The sequence below is a fragment of the Shewanella sp. VK101 genome (assembly GCF_056497865.1).
Genome location: NZ_CM151402.1, coordinates 1373435 through 1393655, shown reverse-complemented (window position 1 = coordinate 1393655; position 20221 = coordinate 1373435). Strand labels below are relative to the sequence as shown.

Below are 20221 nucleotides of genomic sequence, written 5' to 3'. Positions count from 1 at the left end.
CATTTTTACAGCACAAAAAACCAAAACAACCAATTTATATCAATTTAAAAACAAGTTAACAACAAACGAAGTTAGCGAACAAGAGTCTTTAAAACAAAAGCAGGATTTTCAGTCCCAGATGATTGTATCGAGCGGCAGGCACTGGTAATCTGCTTCACCTGTTACTGAAATAACAGCCTGACGCTCAGTATTGTGGAAGTTTGCAACCATGGCAGACAGGCGAGAAAGGAAGCCCAAGGGCCCAGTCCCAGCTGATTATGAAGCAAACTCAAACCGGAAAACGGCGTCATCGCAATGCCACCACCACCCCGGAAATGCGCCGCTTTATCCAGGAGTCTGAGCTCAATGTCAGCCAACTGGCACGGTTACTGAATATCAGTGAAGCAACCGTTCGCAAGTGGCGTAAACGCGAGTCGACCCAGGATCAATCCCACACCCCGCATCATCTGAATACCACTCTGAGCGATATTCAGGAGTATGTGGTTGTCGGGCTACGCTGGCAGCTCAAGCTGCCGCTGGACAGGCTGTTGCAAGTCACCCAGGAGTTTATCAATCCCCATGTTTCGCGCTCCGGGCTGGCCCGCTGTCTGAAACGCCACGGCGCATCCCGGCTCGACAATATCGATGCCGCGCACTCGCTGCCGCCGAAACACTTCAACAAGCTGCCGGTCTACAGCGGCAGTAAGATGCAAACCTACACCCTCAACAGCCAAACGCTCGCCGATGCGTTGATGCTGCCCAGTACCGATGAACACACTGTGGTTCAGGTCGAAGCCATGAGTATTCCCATTGGCCAACAGACCCATTCGGTACTCATAGGGATGGATCCCGTCAGCGGTTGGGTCTATGTCGACATCTATCAGGATGACGACACCCACGCCGCCGACCGCTACATAGCCTACGTCCTCAAGCGAGCCCCGTTTGCCCTGCGCCGCTTGCTGGTACGCAACTATCATATTTTCCAGTCCAGGTTTCCCGCTGCCGCCAAGGCAGGGCGCAAACCCAGGCCGCAACTTGCAGCCACCAATGGAGATGCTCAATGAGCCAAGAACAAGCCTCTCAGATAGACAAACGCCTCAACAAAAGGCTGAAAGACACGCCGATTGCCATAGTCGGCATGGCGAGCCTGTTTGCCGGCAGCCGTTATCTGAACCAGTTTTGGGATCTGATCTGTGACAAGATAGATGCCATCACCCAAGTGCCCGCCGACCGCTGGCAAGTGGCAGACTATTTTGACCCCGACAAGAAAGCCGCCGACAAGAGTTACTGCAAGCGCGGCGGCTTTATCCCGGAAGTGGATTTCAACCCCATGGAGTTTGGTCTGCCGCCCAATATCCTCGAACTGACCGACACCTCGCAGCTGCTGTCGCTGGTGGTAGCCAAAGAGGTGTTGGAGGATGCAGGTATCGATGAAGGCTCGGACTATGACCGCGACCGCATCGGTATCACCTTGGGGATTGGCGGTGGCCAGAAAATCAGCCAAAGCCTCAATGCCAGGCTGCAATACCCTGTGCTGAAAAAGGTGTTCCGCGAGAGTGGCGTCAGTGAGCAGGACAGCGAAATGCTGATCCGCAAGTTTCAGGACCAATATATACATTGGGAGGAAAACTCCTTCCCTGGGTCGCTCGGCAATGTTATCGCCGGTCGGATTGCCAACCGTTTCGATCTCGGCGGCATGAACTGTGTGGTCGACGCCGCCTGTGCCGGCTCGCTGGCGGCAATGCGGATGGCGCTCACCGAGCTGACCGAAGGCCGCAGCGATATGATGCTCACCGGAGGCGTCTGCACCGACAACTCCGCCTATATGTACATGAGCTTCTCCAAGACCCCGGCCTTTACCAGCGACGAGCAGATAAAGCCGTTCGACGCCGACTCCCGCGGCATGATGATAGGCGAAGGCATAGGCATGGTGGCGCTGAAACGCCTGGATGATGCCGAGCGCGACGGTGACCGCATTTATGCGGTGATCAAAGGGGTTGGCGCCTCCAGCGACGGCAAGTTCAAGAGCATTTACGCGCCGCGCCCCGAAGGCCAGGCCAAGGCGCTGCGGCGTGCCTATGATGATGCCGGGTTCCCGCCCCATACACTGGGCCTGATGGAAGCCCACGGCACAGGTACGGCCGCCGGTGATGTGGCCGAATTCAGCGGCCTCAACGTCGTAATGAGTCAGGATAATCCTGAGCTGCAGCACATTGCGCTAGGTTCAATCAAGTCCCAGGTGGGCCATACCAAGTCGACCGCCGGCACTGCCGGGGTGATCAAGGCGGCTTTAGCGCTGCATCACAAGGTGTTGCCGCCCACCATCAATGTAAAGCAGCCCAACCCCAAGATGGCAGTGGAGCAATCGCCCTTCTATCTCAACACTCAAACCCGCCCCTGGATGCCAAGAACCGACGGTACGCCGAGGCGCGCCGCCGTCAGCTCCTTTGGCTTTGGTGGCACCAACTTCCACCTGGTATTGGAAGAGCACTGCCCCGAATTACCCAAGCAACCCGCTCGCCTGAGACGCACGCCTTTGCCGCTGCTGTTCTGCGCACCAGACAAACCGGCGCTGGAGCAAGAGATAACCGCTCTGCTCAAGACGCTGAACTCAGATGCCCATGGCAACCTTGAAACCCTGTGTGCGCCCTATCGCCTCGGCAGCCAGACACAGGTACAAGGCCCCAGGCTGGGACTGCTTGCCTGCGACACCATAGAGCTGCAGCAAAAGCTGCAACAGGCCTTGAACAAGCTGCAAAGCACGGCTGAAGAACAGCCGCAAACCCGTTGGCAACATCAGGGAATCGAGTACCGCAGCGCGCCTTTAACTGAGGCCAAGACCGCCGCCCTGTTTGCCGGTCAAGGCAGTCAGTATCTACAGATGGGCTCAGGGCTAACCCAGCTCTATCCCGAGCTTCGCGCCGAATTTGCCGCCGCCGACCGTGAGTTTTCCCGCCAGGGCATAGCCGACAAGTACGGCATGGGCCCCTTGTCGGCGCGGGTGTTCCCGATAGCCAAATTCACGCCCCTGGCCAGCAAAGAGGATGAACTGGCACTGGCCAATACCCGCTTTGCCCAAAGCGCCATCGGCGCCCTCGGCATGGGGCAGTTTACTCTGCTTTGCCAGGCCGGATTCCAGGCGGATATGCTGGCCGGTCACAGCTTTGGTGAGCTGTCGGCACTGCGCGCCGCTGGTGCCTTGAGCCGTGAGAGCTATTACGCGCTGGCCTTCGCCAGAGGCGATGCCATGGCCAGCGTCCCCGAAGATAAAGATCCGGGCGCCATGAGCGCCGTTATTCTGCCTTCGGCCGCAGAGCGCAATACTCTCGAGCAGCTGCTGCAGACTGAACCCGAGGTGCAGATAGCCAATATCAACAGCCCGGTTCAGCTTGTGATTGCCGGCGCGAGTGAAGCGGTGGCCCGGCTCAACCTCAAGCTGAACGAGGCAGGTTTGCGCGCCATAGCGCTGCCGGTATCCGGTGCCTTCCACACTCCGCTGGTGGCCCATGCGCAGCAACCCTTTGCCGAGGCGATTGCCCACCAGGGCTTGAGCGATGCGAAAACGCCTCTGTATGTCAATGCCACAGGTGACAAGCTGGCACAGGATGCCGAAAGCCTCAGAGCCAACCTGGAGCAGCATATGCTCAAGCAGGTGCGCTTCAGTGAGCAGATAGAGAGCATGTACCGGGACGGCGCCAGAATATTTGTCGAGTTTGGCCCGAAAAACACCCTGGCCAGGTTGGCACAAGCCACCTTGGGCGATCGCGCCGCCGAATGCCTGTTCCTGTCGCTGGACAGCCCAAGCTGTATCGATTCCCTGTCCGCCGACACTGAGCTGAAGCAAGCCCTGCTCAGCCTGGCATTGGCGGGCCTGCCTCTAACAGATCCCGATGCCTATCGCGCCGTACAAACCCAGGCCAAACACAAGGCCTCACCGATGACTATCAAGCTCGGTGCCAGTAACTATATCAGCCCGGCGACCGCCCAGAAGATGGCGGCCTCACTCAAAGAGGGCCGGGTCAGTCAACAGACAAAAATAGTCGAGAAAGTCGTGGAAAAAATCGTCGAGATCCCAGTAGCGGCCGCAAGCCAGAACCCGAGTCAACCGAGCCAAGCTACAGCTCCACAGGCAGCGAACAGCAGCGAATTACAGCAGTTTTTCAGCGCCCAGCAACAGTTGGCCGAGCTGCATCAGCAGTTTCTGAATATCCCACTGCAATATGGCAACAGTGTGCAGCAACTGCTCGCAGAGCAAGTAAAACTGGCGACGGCCGGCAAAGCGATTCCTGACAGCCTCAATCAGACCCTGGCCATGTTCCACCAGCACCAGGCCGAGACTTTAAAGATCCACAACGACTTTATTCAGTCGCAAAATCTCGGCGCCCAGCAGTTGTTGCAACAACTTCAGGGCGGTGCTGTGTTACCAAATTCTGTGTTGACCAATGCTGTGTTGACCAAGATAGAGCAAACCGAAGCAGTACCAGTGTCAGTGTCTATGCCCGCTCAAGCTGCAGCGCCTTTAACTCACGCCGCAGCGCCAGTCAAAGCAGCAAGCACGCCACAGCAACCAAGCCAAGTGCTACAAAGCCGGCCTCAAGCTCCAGCCCCTGTCCCAGCAGTAGCCGTAACCACAGCCAAGCCAAGCACAGGTGTCGAAGAGTTGATGTTGCAAGTGGTGGCCGATAAGACAGGCTACCCCACAGAAATGCTGGAGCTGGGGATGGATATGGAGGCCGATCTCGGTATCGACTCCATCAAGCGTGTGGAAATTCTCGGCACAGTGCAAGATCAATTGCCCAACTTGCCACAATTGGATGCCGCCACTCTAAGTGAATGCCGTACCTTGGGGCAGATTGTCGATTATCTGCAGCAAAGCGCCGGAGTGGATTCCAGTGTGCAGCCTGAGCCAGTTTCAAATCAGAATGATGTCACGGCACTGATGCTGCAGGTAGTAGCCGACAAGACCGGCTACCCCACAGAGATGCTGGAGCTGGGGATGGATATGGAGGCCGATCTCGGTATCGATTCCATCAAGCGGGTGGAAATTCTCGGCACAGTGCAAGACAAACTGCCTGAGCTGCCGCCGCTGGACGCCGCAACTCTAAGTGAATGCCGCACCCTGGGGCAGATTGTCGACTATCTGCAGCAAAGCGCCAGTGTGAACGCCAGTGTTCAGCCACTCCTGGCTCAATCAAACGCAGCTCAATCAAACACTGCTCATGCAAATCAGAATGATGTCACTACACTGATGCTGCAGGTAGTGGCGGACAAGACCGGCTATCCGGCCGAAATGCTCGAGCTGGGGATGGATATGGAGGCCGATCTCGGTATTGATTCCATCAAGCGGGTGGAAATTCTCGGCACAGTGCAGGATGCCTTGCATGAGCTGCCACAATTGGACGCCGCCACCCTAAGCGAATGCCGCACCCTGGGGCAAATTGTCGACTATCTGCAGCAAAGCGCCAGTGTGAACAGTGCGCAGCCTGAGGCAATTCAGTCAAGCCCTGCCCAGTCAAGTACAGTCAAGTCAAACACTGCTCATGCAGATCAAAGCGATGTCACGGCACTGATGCTGCAGGTGGTGGCCGACAAGACCGGCTATCCGGCCGAAATGCTTGAGCTTGGGATGGATATGGAGGCCGATCTCGGTATCGATTCCATCAAGCGGGTGGAAATTCTCGGCACAGTGCAGGATGCCTTGCCTGAGCTGCCACAATTGGATGCCGCAACTCTAAGTGAATGCCGCACCCTGGGGCAGATAGTCGATTATCTGCAGCAAAGCGCCGGAGTGGATTCAAACGCGCAGCCTGAGCCAGTTTCAAATCAGAGTGATATCACGGCAATCATGCTGCAGGTAGTGGCAGAGAAGACCGGCTACCCGGCCGAAATACTCGAACTGGGGATGGATATGGAGGCCGATCTCGGTATCGATTCCATCAAGCGGGTGGAAATTCTCGGCACAGTGCAAGACCAATTGCCAGAGCTGCCACAGCTGGACGCCGCAAGCTTAAGCGAATGCCGCACCCTGGGGCAGATCATAGATTGTTTTGCCGGTTCAAACGCTGAGCATGCAGCCGAGCCGCTAACCCAAACCGATGAGACGCCAAACACTCAGCCGAGTGTGGCCTTGCCGCCCCATTCGGGAGTCAGCCTAAAAAAGCTGCCGGCGGCAGATAGATTCTCAGGCGCAAGCGCCGAGGCTCTGTTTGCCGCGAACAGCTGTGCGCTGCTGCTCGATGACGGCCACAACGCCGGTGTCCTGGCCAAGAAACTGACCGACAGTGGCATCAGTGTCACTCTGGTGCGCCCGGCGGCAACCGATTCGCAATCGGCGCTGGATAGCAAACTGCCAATCCTGACTCTGGCCAGCAATGATGATGCCGGAGTCGAGGCGCTCATCGCCGGGCTCAAACAGCAAGTGGCCATCTATATCCATCTGCAGCCACAACTGCCGCGGGAACAACTCGGGGAGTTGATGCCGCTCAACATCACGGCCAAGACTCAGGTACAACTGAGCTTCCTGTTCGCCAAGCATTTGAGCCCAGCCTGGCAAACGCCGACAAAAGGCCGCCGCGCCTTTATCACTGTGGCGCGCATGGATGGTCAGCTGGGTTTCAGCGGTCAGCCCTGTGAATTGAATCAGAGCGCCCTGTTTGGCTTAACCAAGACCCTGGCGCAGGAGTGGCCTCAGGTGCATTGCCGCGCGCTGGATCTTGCTCCTGAGCTTGATGCCTCGGCGCTGGCCTCGCAAGTCATGGATGCGCTCTACAGCCCGAGTCAGGATCCGTTGGAGTGGGGCAAAAGCGCCGCCGGCAGAGTGACCCTGGTAGCGACTTCGGCCGATGACCTGAATGCTGCCGATACAAGCCTGGCGCCATGCAGGCTCGATAGTTCAGATAAAATACTGGTGACCGGGGGCGCAAAAGGCGTCACCCTGGACTGTGCCCTGGCGCTGGCCCGCCAAAGTGGCAGTCACTTTATTCTCGCCGGTCGTAGCAAGGCCTTGGCATTGGAAGCATTTCCCGATTGGGCCCAAGGGCTTGAGAGCGGTCAGCTAAAAGCGGCCGCAATCACCGCGCTATTGGCCAAGGGGCAAAAGCCCTCGCCCAAGGAAGTGGAAGCCCTGATAAAACCTCTTGTCAACGCGCTTGAGATTCACGCGGCGCTCAAGCGCTTTGAGGCTATAGGTGCCAGCGCCGAATACCTGAGTCTGGATGTCAGTAACCCGGATGCGGTCGCATCCACACTGGCGCCCATTCAGGCATTGGCGCCTATCAGCGGGCTGATTCACGGCGCCGGGGTGTTGTCCGATAAACACATCGCCGACAAGACCCTCGCCGAACTCGAATTGGTTACAGGCACCAAGGTTGGCGGCCTCTCCGCCTTGCTCAGAGCCTTGGCGCCAAACAAAAAGGCCGCCGAGCACTTAAAACTGTTGGCGCTGTTTTCCTCCGCCGCCGGTTTCTACGGCAACACAGGCCAGAGCGACTACGCCATGGCCAATGAAATTCTCAATAAAACCGCTCATCGGCTGCATCATGAGTTGCCGACCACCCGAGTGATCAGTTTCAACTGGGGCCCCTGGGATGGCGGCATGGTCAACGCGGCGCTGAAGCAGATGTTTGAGTCCCGCGGCGTCTATGTGATCCCAAGAGAAGCCGGTGCCAAGCTGTTTGCCGAGGCGATTCTGGCCCGCTCGGAGCCGCAGCTGTTGATTGGCTCCAGCATGCAAGGCCCGGGGGGTAAACAAGGCCTGAACCACACAGATGCGCCAGAGGCCCAAGCTAGCCCCCAAACCCTGAGTCGCAGCATCAAGCGCCAGGAGCTGGCGCTGCTGGAAGATCACTGCATAGGTGGCAATCCGGTATGGCCGACTGTCTGCGCGCTCCAGTGGATGCTGCAAAGTGCCCAGAGCCTCTTTGGCGGCGATTGGCGCGCCGTGGACTATAAGCTGCTCAAAGGCGTGGTATTTGACAGTGATGAAAAGCGATTGCAGCTCAGCCTGACGATGGGAACCGACGGCGAGCTGCAGGCGAGCATCAGCTGTGATGAGCGGCCTCAGTACCAGGCGACCCTACTGCCGTTAATACAGCAGCCGTTAATCCAGCAGCCGTTAATGCCGCAGCAAGCCAGTCAGCCACTGGCGCATGTTTCTATGACTGAGATAGGCGAAGGTGAGCTCCAAGTGCGTCAAGGCAGTGAGTTTTATCACAGCGGCGCCCTGTTCCATGGCCCGCAGCTGCAGGCCATTACTGAGGTGCTGCAGTTTGACGACCAAGGGCTTAGCTGCCGATACCGGCTACCGGATGCCGCATCGAGCGAAGATCGCGCCCTGATCCAGCAAGACGCACTGCTGCAGGCCATGTTGATCTGGGCCCGGCTCAAATACGATGCCGCCAGCCTGCCCTCCTCACTAACGACGCTCTGGCAAAACGCCCTGCTGCCTGAAAATGACACCGGCCTTATTCGCCTGCAGGTGACCAAGCACTCCAGCCGTCAGCTCAGCGCCGATCTGGCCCTGTTCAACGCCGAGGGCCAACTGCAAACCGGGCTGGAAAATGCCAAGGTCACCATTAGCAAGGGGCTCAATGCCGCCTTTGAACCGGCCAAGGCCGCCACAGGGAATAGAGAAAGGCCTTGAGCAAAGCGATAGGCCCTATGCCTCACATTGAAGTAAAGCCAGCTGAGTCCGCGGCCGAAAAGCCGCTGCGGCTGGCACTGTGCCTGGTCGAAGAGGAGCAAAGCCTGGCGCCCAAGCTTCGGGCAGCCTTGCGCACTATCGCGTTTGATAGCAATCAGGTTCCCGACTGGCCTTGGCTGGTGGCCGAGGTCAAGGCCGGGGCAAGCCTGAGCCTGGTGCTGCCATCAAAGCAGCGGCTATTGCTGCTAAGCGCAGTCGATGCGGCGCAAGCAAGACTGCATCCCCAAGCCTTGCTGCAGGCCTTAAGCCATGGCGCTCACAAGCCGCAGCAGCTTCTTAAGCAGGCCTGGCAGCAGGCAAAACGCCCGGAGGTGGAGGAAAGGGACACTCTGTTTCTGGAGCAACCGTTGCAGCTTGAGCAGTTATGCCTGCAACTGGAGGCATTTGCCAAGCGGCGCCAGGTACAGAAAATGGCGGGGTTGCCTTTTCAAGGCAAGTCCCTGGCGCTGGCCAGTAACTCCCCGGCTATGGCGCTGATCCTCAGCCAAGGCACAGCCTTGAGCGGTTCTTGTGATGAAACAGCCTTGAGCGGCTCTTGCATGAACAGCTCTTGTGTGAGCGGCTTGGCTTTTGGAAAAGAATCAACCTCTGGCCTTTGCCCCCAAGGAGCGCCCTGGCTTTTACCGCTGACCTTGATTGCCAGCCCAAAGACTCTGCTCAGTGAGGCGCAAACTGCGCTGCAGCAGGCCAAAAGTCGCCTGAGCCAATCGATGAGCGCAGATGCTCTGGCGCGCTGGCTGACGGATGAATTGAAAACCCTGGAGCAGAGCTTTTCAGGCACAGCGCCCGAGGGCGGCGAATACTATTCGCTGGTGCTTATTGGCAAAGATGCCGCCGAGCTTATTGCCGAGAGCGAATTGCTCCTGGGTCAGCTTCGGAAAATAACGTCTTTGGCCGAAGTGCCAGAGCTTGAGCTTATTACGCCAAATGGCAGCGTTTTTTGCGCCAAGCCGCTGGGCCCGGCTCGCCTCTGCTTTGTCTACCCGGGTGTCGGCACGGCTTACCATGGCATGCTCGGCGCCTTAAAACAGGCCTTTCCACGCAGTCATGCCGATTTTGAGGCCGCAGCAACAGCCGAAAATGTCGCCCTATCCACCCTGCTGCCAGCAGCCTTGAGCGATATTTCTTATACATCATCCTTGAGCGATGCTTCTAATGAAACAGCCTTGAGCGATAAAGAAGAGGCCACACCCAGTCCGGCGCCAACAATGACACTCGCCGAGCAGGCCGTTGCCGGGGTCGGCGCCAGTGTGCTGCTGACGCAGATACTGCGGCGTGAGTTCAAGCTCCGCCCGGCCTTTGCCATCGGCTACTCCATGGGCGAAGCGGCCATGTTTGCCGCCAATGGCGTCTGGGACAACCCTTTTGCTTTGGTTAAACCTACGCTGGAAAGCCGGATTTTCTCAGAGCAGATCTCGGGCGCGCTCACAGCCGTGCGCCAGGAGTGGCAACTCGATGCCAGAGATGCCATCGGCTGGAACAGTTTTCTGCTGCGCATTGATACAGGCAGCATCACGCCATTATTGCAAAACCCAGCTTACTCACGGGTCTACCTCGCCATACGTCAGGGGCCAAGCTGCGTGCTGGCCGGGGATGAGGCTCAGTGCCGGACACTGATAAAGGCCCTTGGCAAACGCGGCGTTGCCGCCAACCGGGTCACCGCCATGCACACACCGGCGGCCCTGCGTGTAAAGCCCGAATTGACCGCCTTTTATGACAGGCCACTCTCGGGTGAGCTTGAACAGCCGCAGCCCGTCTATATCAGCGCCGGCAGCGAGCAGCCGCTCAAACCTGCCAGGCTTGAGCGCAAGCTGATAGCCGAAACCATAGCGACTTGTTTCAGCCAGCCACTCGATGTGGAGTCGCTGCTGCAAAGAGCCCGAAAACATGGCGCGCAGCTGTTTCTGGAGGTCGGCGCCGACAGCCAAACCAGCAGCATTATTCAGGCGATGGCCGGAAAACAGCTCTCCGGCGATATCAAGGCCTTTGGCTGCGATCGCAAACATAGCGGCGCCGCCGACAACAAAGCATTACTCAAGGCCCTGGCTCGACTCATCAGCCACAGGGTCCCACTGGCCACAGCGGCGCTGTATCCACAGTTTGCCCGGCCCGATAACTTAGTGACGTGAGAAAGTGAGAACAGAGTGACAAGTAAACAAGCCGAGCCCATTGCCATAGTTGGCATGGCCGCCCGCTTCCCGGGCTGTGAGGATCTGGACGCCTTCTGGCAACTACTCAGCGAAGGCCGGGATGCCATCAGCGCCCTGAATGACAGTCAATTGGGCGCCAGAGTCAGCGATTATCAAGGCGTAAAAGGCCAAAGCGACCGTTTCTATTGTGATAAGGGCGGTTATATTCGCCAGCTAAACTTCTCGCCCGAGGGCTATGCCAGATCAGCGGATGAAATGGCAACGGGTGCCCAAACCTGGGATCAGCATCTGTTGTGGGCACTCGATTGCGCCCGCAAGGCCCTGCAAAGCGCCGGGCTAACCCCAGCGCAAAACGCTTCCGACTTGGCGCGCTGCGGCGCCGTGATGGGCACGCTTTCGTTCCCAACCCGAGCTTCCAACAAGGCCTTTTTGCCGCTGTATCATCACAGTGTCGATACGGCGCTGCGGCGCCGTTTCCCCGACATGCCGCCATTGGCGTCAGCCATAGATGCGGGAACGGCGGCAGATACAGGCATTCGCCATTGGGATACGGATATCGCCGCCCAGGGCTCTGAACTGCTGTGCGATTGCCTGGGCCTTGGCGGCCCCAGCCTGAGCCTGGATGCCGCCTGCGCCAGCTCAGTCTATGCATTGCGCCTGGCCTGCGACTATCTCAGCAACCACAGCGCCGATGTGATGTTGGCCGGTGCCGTCAGCGGCGCCGATCCCTTCTTTATCCATATGGGCTTTTCCATTTTCCAGGCCTTCCCCGAGTCGGGCCAAAGCGCCCCGCTGGATAACAGTTCCGGCGGCCTGTTTGCCGGTGAAGGCTGCGGCGTATTGGTGCTCAAGCGCCTGAGCGATGCCCAAAGGGATGGCGATACCATTCACGGCATAGTCAAAGGCACAGGGCTTTCCAACGATGGTCGCGGCCAGTTTGTCTTAAGCCCCGCCAGTAAGGGCCAGGTACTGGCGTTTGAACGGGCCGCCGAGGCGGCAAATATCGCGCCATCCCAGGTGGAGGTGATTGAGTGCCACGCCACGGGCACGCCTCTGGGTGACAAGGTGGAACTCAGTTCCATGGAGCAGTTTTTCGGCCCATGTCTGGAAGGCAGCGCCGCGCCTAAAATCGGCTCGGTCAAGTCCAACCTCAGCCACTTGCTGACCGCTGCCGGTATGGCAGGCATCATCAAGTTGCTGCTGTCGATGAAACACAAGCTGTTACCTGCCTCGGTGAGAATATCGGCGCCACTGAGCTCGCCCAACGGCGTGTTTGGCGAGCACAATATAGTGCGCAGCGCCATCCCCTGGCCGACCAAAGCGGGCAATCCCGGCCCGGTTGCCGGGGTGTCTGTGTTCGGATTCGGAGGCTGCAACGCCCACTTGCTGCTCACAGGGCCCGATGCTGCCAAAGAGTTTATTCGGGCCAAACCTTCGCCGGGAACGGCTGCAAACCAGGGCTCTGACTGCCTGGCGATTGAGGGCGCCGCCGCGCATTTCGGCGCCGCCGACTCGCTCGAGACGCTTGCCAAACTGATAGCCAAAGGGCAAACGGCCACCAGAGCCCTGCCCCCCAAACGCTGGAAAGGCCTGGAGCGAAACCGCTCTTTGCTCTCCAGAATGGGGCTTGAACAGGCTCCCAATGGCGGCTACATAGACAAGTTTGAACTGGATTTTCTCAAATTCCGCCTGCCGCCCCATCCGGGGGATAGACTGGTGGCGCAGCAATTACTGCTGCTCAAGGTGGCCGACGATGCGATTCGCGATGCCAATCTGCCCATGGGTGGCCGGGTGGCTGTGTTGGTCGCCATGGAAACCGAGCTTGAGCTGCACCAGTTCCGCGGCCGAGTTAATCTGCATAGCCAGATTAGCCAGAGCCTTAAAGATGCCGGCATCACCTTAAGCCAAGATGAGTATCTCGAACTCGAGCGTTTGGCGATGGACAGCGTACTGCCCAGCGCCAGCCTCAATCAATACACCAGCTATATAGGCAACATCATGGCCTCCCGGGTCGCCTCCCAATGGGATTTCAACGGCCCGGCTTTCAGTATTTCGGCCGCCGAGCTGTCGGTTCCCCGGGCGTTGGAAGTCGCCGCCAATCTCTGCCGCACCGAGGCGTTGGACGCCGTAGTAGTGGCAGCGGTGGATCTTGCCGGCAGCGCCGAGCGGGTATTGCACTCTGGCAAGCGTCTGCAACAGCTTGGACTGTTACCGGGTGAAGGCGCCGGCGCCTTGGTGCTGACGCCGTCAGTTGCGCATCAAAGCGGCCGCTACGGCGCCCTGACAGAGCTGAGTTTCAAGCCGTTTTCATCAGTGGAATTAACAGCTACAGAGCCTCTCTCTACGGCAGACTCAAGAGAGCAAACATTTTGCCGGAACGCACAGCCTGAGGTAGATGAACACAGCCCCAGCATCAAGGCTTTTCGTCGTCTCGCGGCCACCAGCCACAGCGCCGTCTCGCGTATGGGGCACAGCTTTGCCGCCGCCGGGATGGCCAGTTTGCTGCACTCGCTGCTGCGCCTGACCCAGGATAGGGATAAAGATTCCCACACCCTGCTGATAGATGGCGAGCGCCGCTGCGCCGCGGTTACTTTGCAACAGTCGGCGGAGCAAAAGGCGCACCTGCAACAGGCGCTCCGCACGCAGAATAAAAAGAACCGTCAAGAGAGCAGTCAAGGGGCCAGTGAAAAGCCCAGTCAAAAGATAGCCGGCGCAAATGTTCGCCAGCTGTGGCAAACCATCACCCTTGGCGGTGACGCCATAGAGCAGCATATCGCCACCGCCGAGCTTAAACACGAGACCGGCATTCGCCAAAAGCTTGCCCAGGCAAAGAACACTCAAGCCCAGGCAGCGCCGGAAATGCACACCAGCAGCCAACAAGTTAACAGTGAACTGACTAAGGAACTCACTCCGGTGAACAATCAGCACGCCCCATCAGCTCTCAGACAATCCGTGCCCGGCGATAAAACTGCGGCCGCACCCCATAGAGCCGCTACCGAAGCGCACCTGCAGGCACTGGCAGATAATCAACGGCTGGCACGTGAAGCGCACCAGGCCTTTCTCAAGAGCCGCGAAACCGGACTGGCACTGGCCAGCGCCCTCTTGGGCGCCGGGGCCACGGCCGAAAACCGCTTAAGCGCTGAAACTATCGGCTCAGAAGACAAACGCTCGGCAAACCAAAGCCCCGCCTCTGTAGCACCTTTACCAGCGCGCACGCCCAAGGACTCGGTTCAAACGGCTGCAGAAACTGTTGCCAAAACCATTACCCCCAAAGCGACATCCCAAGAAACCGGACTGGCACTGGCCTGCGCCCTCTTGGGCGCCGGGACTGCGGCCGAAAACCGCTTAAGCGCTGAAAATATCGGCTCAGAAGACAAGCGCTCGGCAGACCAGAGCTCCGCCTCTGTAGCGTCTTTGCCAGCGCGCACGCCCAAGGACTCGGTCCAAACGGCTGCTGAAGCTGTTGCCAAAACCATTACCCCCAAAGCGACATCCCAAGTGACCAAGGACAAACCCTGTATCTGGAATTATCAGGATCTGGTGCAATACGCCGAGGGCGACATAGCGCCGGTATTCGGCCCCGAGTATGCCGTGATCGACAGCTACCGCCGCCGGGTGCGATTACCCACCACAGATTACCTGCTGGTCTCCAGGGTGACTAAACTCAATGCCCGTCTTGGCGAATACAAGCCGAGCACCATGACCACAGAGTATGATATTCCCGTGGACGCCCCCTATCTGGTCGATGGCCAGATCCCCTGGGCGGTGGCCGTGGAGTCGGGCCAGTGTGACTTGATGCTGATAAGCTATCTCGGCATAGATCTGGAGAACAAGGGCGAGCGGGTCTACCGTTTGCTCGACTGTACCCTCACCTTCCTCGGCGATCTGCCCCGTGGCGGTGATACCCTGAGATACGACATCTCCATCAATCACTTTGCCCGCAACGGCGATACCCTGCTGTTTTTCTTCTCCTACGAGTGTTTTGTCGGCGAACGTCTGATCCTCAAAATGGACAACGGCTGCGCCGGTTTCTTCACCGATGCCGAGCTGGCCGATGGCAAGGGAGTCATCCGCACCGAAGAGGAGATCAAGACCCGCAACCTGGCGATGGCGAACAAGCGCCAATTCCAGCCCTTGATCCACTGTAAACAACAGATATTTGATTACCAGCGAATGAGGCAACTGCTGAGCGGCGATATCGGTGTCTGCTTTGGCCCATCTCATGACTTGGGATACCGCCAAACCTCGCTGTGTTTTGCCTCGGAAAAGTTCCTGATGATCGAAGAGGTCAGCAGAGTCGAACCAAGCGGCGGCGCCTGGGGCCTGGGCCTGGTTGAAGGACACAAGCAACTGGAGCCGGATCACTGGTATTTCCCCTGTCATTTCAAGGACGATCAGGTGATGGCCGGCTCCTTGATGGCCGAGGGCTGCGGTCAGTTGCTGCAGTTCTATATGCTCTATCTTGGCCTGCACAAACACACCCGCAATGGCCGCTTCCAACCACTGGAAAGTGCGCCGCAGAAGGTGCGTTGCCGCGGGCAGGTACTGCCGCAATCCAATCGTCTCACCTATCGGATGGAAGTCACTGAAATAGGACTGACACCCAGCCCCTGGGCCAAGGCCAATATTGAGATCTTGCTCGACGGCAAGGCGGTGGTGGACTTCCAGAATCTTGGCGTCATGCTCAAAGAAGATGAAGACTGTCACAGGTACGCCGATGACAGCAACCAGAAGCACGGCGGAAAGCCGCAACAGGTTGCCGCCTCGGCAAGTGATACTAACGAGGCGCTGAACGCCGGGCGCCAGGCATCCATCAATGCTCCCTTGATGAGCCAGGAAAGCTGCCCGGATTCCCAGCCCATTCACGGCGTGCTCCCGGTCAGGCATGTTCCGGCGCCAGTAACGCCGGACTACCCGAATCGCACGCCCGATACTGCGCCCTTTACCCCCTGGCATATGTTTGAATTTGCCACCGGCGATATTGAGAACTGCTTCGGCCCCGACTTTGCCGCCTACCGCGGGCTTATCCCACCGCGCACCCCCTGCGGCGATCTGCAGCTCACCACCAGAGTGACGCAGGTGATTGGCCAGCGCGGCGACTTCAAGTCTCCGGCCTCCTGTATCGGCGAATATGAAGTGCCACCCAAGGCTTGGTACTTCAGTGAAAACAGCCACCCGGCGCATATGCCCTACTCGATTTTGATGGAGATAGCGCTGCAGCCCAATGGTTTTATTTCCGGCTATATGGGCACCACCTTGGGCTATGGCGACACAGAGCTTTTCTTCCGTAACCTCGACGGTAAAGGCACACTGCTGCGCCGGCTTGACCTGCGTGGCAAGACCATCAGCAACGACTCGCGTCTGCTGAGCACTGTCAAGGCGGGCACCAACATCATCCAGAGCTTCAGCTTTGTGCTCAGCGCCGATGGTGAACCCTTCTATGAAGGCGAGGCAGTATTTGGTTACTTCAAGGCCGAGGCGCTGAAAAACCAGTTGGGACTGGATAACGGTAAGGTGACCGAGCCCTGGGATAAACAGCAAGGGCTTGAGGCCGATGTGAGCTATGATCTTCGCGCCGCCGATTGCGCTCTCTATCATGGCTCTTGGGATCAAAAACACCTGCGCCTGCCGGGCGGTCGACTCAACTTTGTCGATTCTATCCGCATCTGCCGCCAAGGCGGCCATTCCAACTTGGGCTACATCTATGGCGAGCGCAAAATCGATGCCGCAGACTGGTTCTTCCGTTTCCATTTCCATCAGGACCCTGTGATGCCGGGCTCGCTCGGAGTGGAAGCCATGCTGGAACTCCTGAGTGCCTTTGCCCTGGACGCCGGGCTTGGAAGCCAATTCAGTAACCCAAGATTCGCCCATTGCCTGAGTCAGGTACAGTGGAAATACCGCGGTCAGATCAATCCCCTGAACCGGCAGATGTCGCTGGAGCTGCATATCACAGCCATAGACGATACGCCGGACAGAGTCACACTGACAGCCGATGCCTGGCTCGCCAAAGATGGCCTGCGAATTTATGAAATAAAAAATCTGGCTCTGGCCATTGAAGAAGCCTGAGCCCTCAGGCAAAGACAACCGAACAGATAATGAGAGCAACAAGATGACAAGCTTCAATTGGCCCTGGGCCCTGAACCCAAATAGTGATGATGTCTTTGCGGCCACAGATAACTGTGCCGGCAACGCAATCAAGGCGCTGGATAAGCCGCTGTTTGTCGCCAGACAAACCAAGGGTGAAATCCTGTTTGCCAATCAGGCGCAGCTTGCCGAGACGAGTGCTAGCGGCAATACACTGCCGGTTTGCGCCATGGTGCCGCCACTCAGCGCAGCAGCGCTCGGCGATCCGGCCTTTGCCGCCTGCCACAAAGTCAAGTACGCCTATTATGCCGGCGCCATGGCCAACGGTATCGCCTCCGAAGAGCTGGTGATTGCCCTCGGCAAGGCCGGCATACTCTGCTCATTCGGCGCCGCCGGTCTGGTGCCCGCCCGGGTGGAAGCCGCCATCAGCCGAATTCAGGCGGCGCTGCCAAGCGGCCCCTACGCCTTTAACCTGATCCACAGCCCCAGCGAACCGGCACTCGAGCAAGGTGCGGTCGAGCTCTACCTCAAACACCGGGTGCGTACGGTCGAAGCCTCGGCCTTCCTGGCGCTGACCCCTCACATAGTGAGATATCGGGTGGCCGGACTGAGCCGGGACAGTGACGGCAACACCCTAATCGCCAACAAGGTGATAGCCAAGGTGAGCCGCACCGAAGTCGCCGCCCACTTTATGGCGCCGCCGCCGGAGAAAATCCTCCAGCAGCTGCTGAGTCAGGGATGGATCACTGAACTGCAGGCCGAACTTGCCAGGCAGGTGCCCATGGCCGACGACATTACCGCCGAGGCAGACTCCGGCGGCCATACCGACAATCGTCCTCTGGTTACCCTGCTGCCCACCATTATTGCCTTGCGGGATCAAATGCAGGAAAAATACGCCTACCAAGAACCTATCCGGGTTGGAGCGGGTGGCGGCATTGGCACGCCGGATGCGGCTTTGGCGGCCTTCAATATGGGCGCCGCCTTTATTGTTACCGGCTCTATCAATCAGGCCTGTATCGAAGCCGGCGCCAGCGAGCACAGCCGTAAGCTATTGGCGACCGTGGAAATGGCCGATGTCACCATGGCGCCGGCCGCGGATATGTTTGAGATGGGCGTCAAGCTGCAAGTGGTAAAACGCGGCACCCTCTTCCCCATGCGAGCCAATAAGCTTTACGAAATCTACAGCCGCTACGACTCGATAGAGGCCATTCCGGCCGATGAGCGCCAAAAACTGGAAACTCAGGTGTTTCGCGCCAATCTGGATGAAATCTGGCAAGGCACGGTTGCCCACTTTATGGCGCGGGATCCCGAACAAATTCGCCGCGCCGAAGGCAATCCAAAGCGCAAGATGGCGCTCATTTTCCGCTGGTATCTGGGGCTATCGAGCCGCTGGTCCAACACAGGGGAAAGCGGTCGGGAGATGGATTACCAGATCTGGGCCGGGCCGGCACTGGGCGCCTTCAACGCCTGGGCCAAGGATAGCTATCTGGATGATTACCGTCAGCGCCGTGCCGTGGACTTGGCACTGCAACTGCTCGTAGGCGCCGCCTATCAAAACCGGGTCAACCAGTTGCGAAGCCAGGGCATAGTCCTGCCATCCAGCCTGGGTCATTATCGGCCGCTGAAATCGCTGGACTGAGCAGGATTACGGCTCATCAAAAAAGGTCTTATAGGCCTTTTACCATGCACCGCAAACGGGCACTCTGCCTGTTTGCGGTGCAACTCAAATGACACCACTCAATTTTGGGCCTGTAGCCAGTTTGTCATATAGGCCCACCCGCACCGCGTCCAACCTCAATTCCATGTCTAAAATGGCCATCTTTACAAAGATGGCATAAGCATTGCCACGTTCGCTGCTTGGTCAATAGCGCCAAGCCACTAATATAGCGAGCCATAGCAACGAACCATAGCAACGAGCAAACCATGAATATCATGCCCAAAGAAGATTCAATGCAGATCAGAGCCGGTGATTTAAGCCATCCGGCGGTTTTGCAACTGCTTGCAGAGCACCTGCAAGAGATGCAGGCCACATCGCCGCCCGAGAGCGTGCATGCCCTCGACCTCAGCGGCCTGAAACAAACGGATATCCACTTCTTCACCCTTTGGGTAACAGAAATACCCGCCGCCTGTGGTGCCATCAAACTTCTTGGCAACGCCGAGGCCGAGCTCAAATCCATGCGCACAGCTGCAAGTTTCCGCCACCGAGGGTACGCCAGAGCCATGCTCAGACACCTGCTGCATCATGCCGCAGGCCTGGGTGTCCAAAGGCTTTACCTGGAAACTGGCACTATGGCCTATTTCGCCCCGGCCCGAGCCTTGTACGCGAGTGAAGGCTTTAGCTTCTGTGCCCCCTTCGCCGACTATCAACAAGATCCAAATAGCTGCTTTATGAGCTTAAAGCTGGCAGCGCTGTAGGTCATGCATGGATGCATTTGCATAGCGGCTATGCAACTCTAGGCCTTAAATCGCTAACCTACTTGGCCTGGGTTTCCGTCGAAGCGGCAATCCATCACCTGCTTTGTGAATAGCTGGACTGCCTTTTGGGAAGGTGCAAATAAGTCCTCGTGGCACTCTGGCTTGCACAGCAATTGGCGTTCAAGGTATCTGACTGAAGGCATGCCGGGGCCTGTCAAAGTCGGATAACGCAGAGAGCCGGTTGCTGTGAAAGCCCCAAAGGGCGTGGCTTACAGGCCTATCTGCTGTGTTGTGCTTCTTACAAAGGACTAAGGCCATTTGCGGCGAACCACGCCTTGCATCCAGGCCTGTAAGCCGACGCAGAGCACACATGGGACTTGTTCGCACCTTCCTTAGCACAGACGAAAGTCCACTGTAGTTAGCCGCAAGGCTGATGACTCTGGGGGATAAGCTGCAGATGCAGCTCGCCATCTTCAGTAAGCCCCAAGGATTGCCAGCCGAGATGGCGATAGAAGCCTTCGGCGCGGGTACCCGGCTCGGTACTGAGTTGCAGCTTGCTACAGCCACCGGCGTGGAGCCAGTCAACAGCTTGCTGTAACAGAGCCTTACCTATGCCATTTCCTTCCGCCTCTTGAGCGATAAAAAGCGCCCAAATTCTGGCATCTTCACGGTCGGCGCAGCTAAAGCCCAGCAGTTGGGTGTCAGTCTCGGCAACCCAGCTTCGCCGCCGGCCACTCAGGTAACCGAGATAACAGGCATGAGTGATCCGCCCGGGATCCTGCAGGCGATTTTCGCTCACATTCAACCTCAGTGACATCATGGCGGGGATATCGCTTAACCTGGCGATGCGTATGTTTATGCTCATGCTCGCGTTTGCGGCTAAAAAGACTCT

6 protein-coding genes and 1 pseudogene are annotated in these 20221 nt (G+C 58.0%); 6 read left to right on the top strand and 1 reads right to left on the bottom strand.

From position 1 onward, the window contains the following. Window positions 1-257 precede the first annotated feature (257 nt). The 6 genes and pseudogenes from ACSHSR_RS06235 (at window position 258) to ACSHSR_RS06210 (ending at window position 19329) form a co-directional block, all read left to right on the top strand. The gene (locus ACSHSR_RS06235; protein ID WP_039034214.1) at window positions 258-1043 is read left to right on the top strand and encodes a helix-turn-helix domain-containing protein; all 786 of its coding nucleotides are present in this window, start codon (window positions 258-260) and stop codon (window positions 1041-1043) included. Beyond that, the gene (locus ACSHSR_RS06230; protein ID WP_479631349.1) at window positions 1040-8620 is read left to right on the top strand and encodes an SDR family NAD(P)-dependent oxidoreductase; all 7581 of its coding nucleotides are present in this window, start codon (window positions 1040-1042) and stop codon (window positions 8618-8620) included. The genes ACSHSR_RS06235 and ACSHSR_RS06230 overlap by 4 nt, the downstream gene beginning before the upstream one ends. Next, the gene (locus ACSHSR_RS06225; protein ID WP_479631348.1) at window positions 8617-10809 is read left to right on the top strand and encodes a PfaB family protein; all 2193 of its coding nucleotides are present in this window, start codon (window positions 8617-8619) and stop codon (window positions 10807-10809) included. The genes ACSHSR_RS06230 and ACSHSR_RS06225 overlap by 4 nt, the downstream gene beginning before the upstream one ends. Before the next feature lie 15 nt (window positions 10810-10824). Further along, window positions 10825-16896 carry a beta-ketoacyl synthase N-terminal-like domain-containing protein gene (locus ACSHSR_RS06220; protein ID WP_479631347.1) on the top strand — a complete coding sequence of 2024 codons (6072 nt, stop codon included), beginning with the start codon at window positions 10825-10827 and terminating at the stop codon, window positions 16894-16896. A gap of 226 nt (window positions 16897-17122) precedes the next feature. Further along, a pseudogene (locus ACSHSR_RS06215) lies at window positions 17123-18553 on the top strand (PfaD family polyunsaturated fatty acid/polyketide biosynthesis protein); the annotation flags it as partial. Window positions 18554-18864: 311 nt separating this feature from the next. Continuing rightward, on the top strand, window positions 18865-19329 hold the full coding sequence (locus ACSHSR_RS06210) for a GNAT family N-acetyltransferase (protein WP_025010961.1): 465 nt from the start codon (window positions 18865-18867) through the stop codon (window positions 19327-19329). Window positions 19330-19747: 418 nt separating this feature from the next. Here ACSHSR_RS06210 and ACSHSR_RS06205 read toward each other — a convergent pair whose 3' ends face one another. Beyond that, window positions 19748-20194, bottom strand: coding sequence for a GNAT family N-acetyltransferase (locus ACSHSR_RS06205; protein ID WP_107110879.1), 447 nt, complete (start codon window positions 20192-20194; stop codon window positions 19748-19750). Window positions 20195-20221 lie beyond the last annotated feature (27 nt).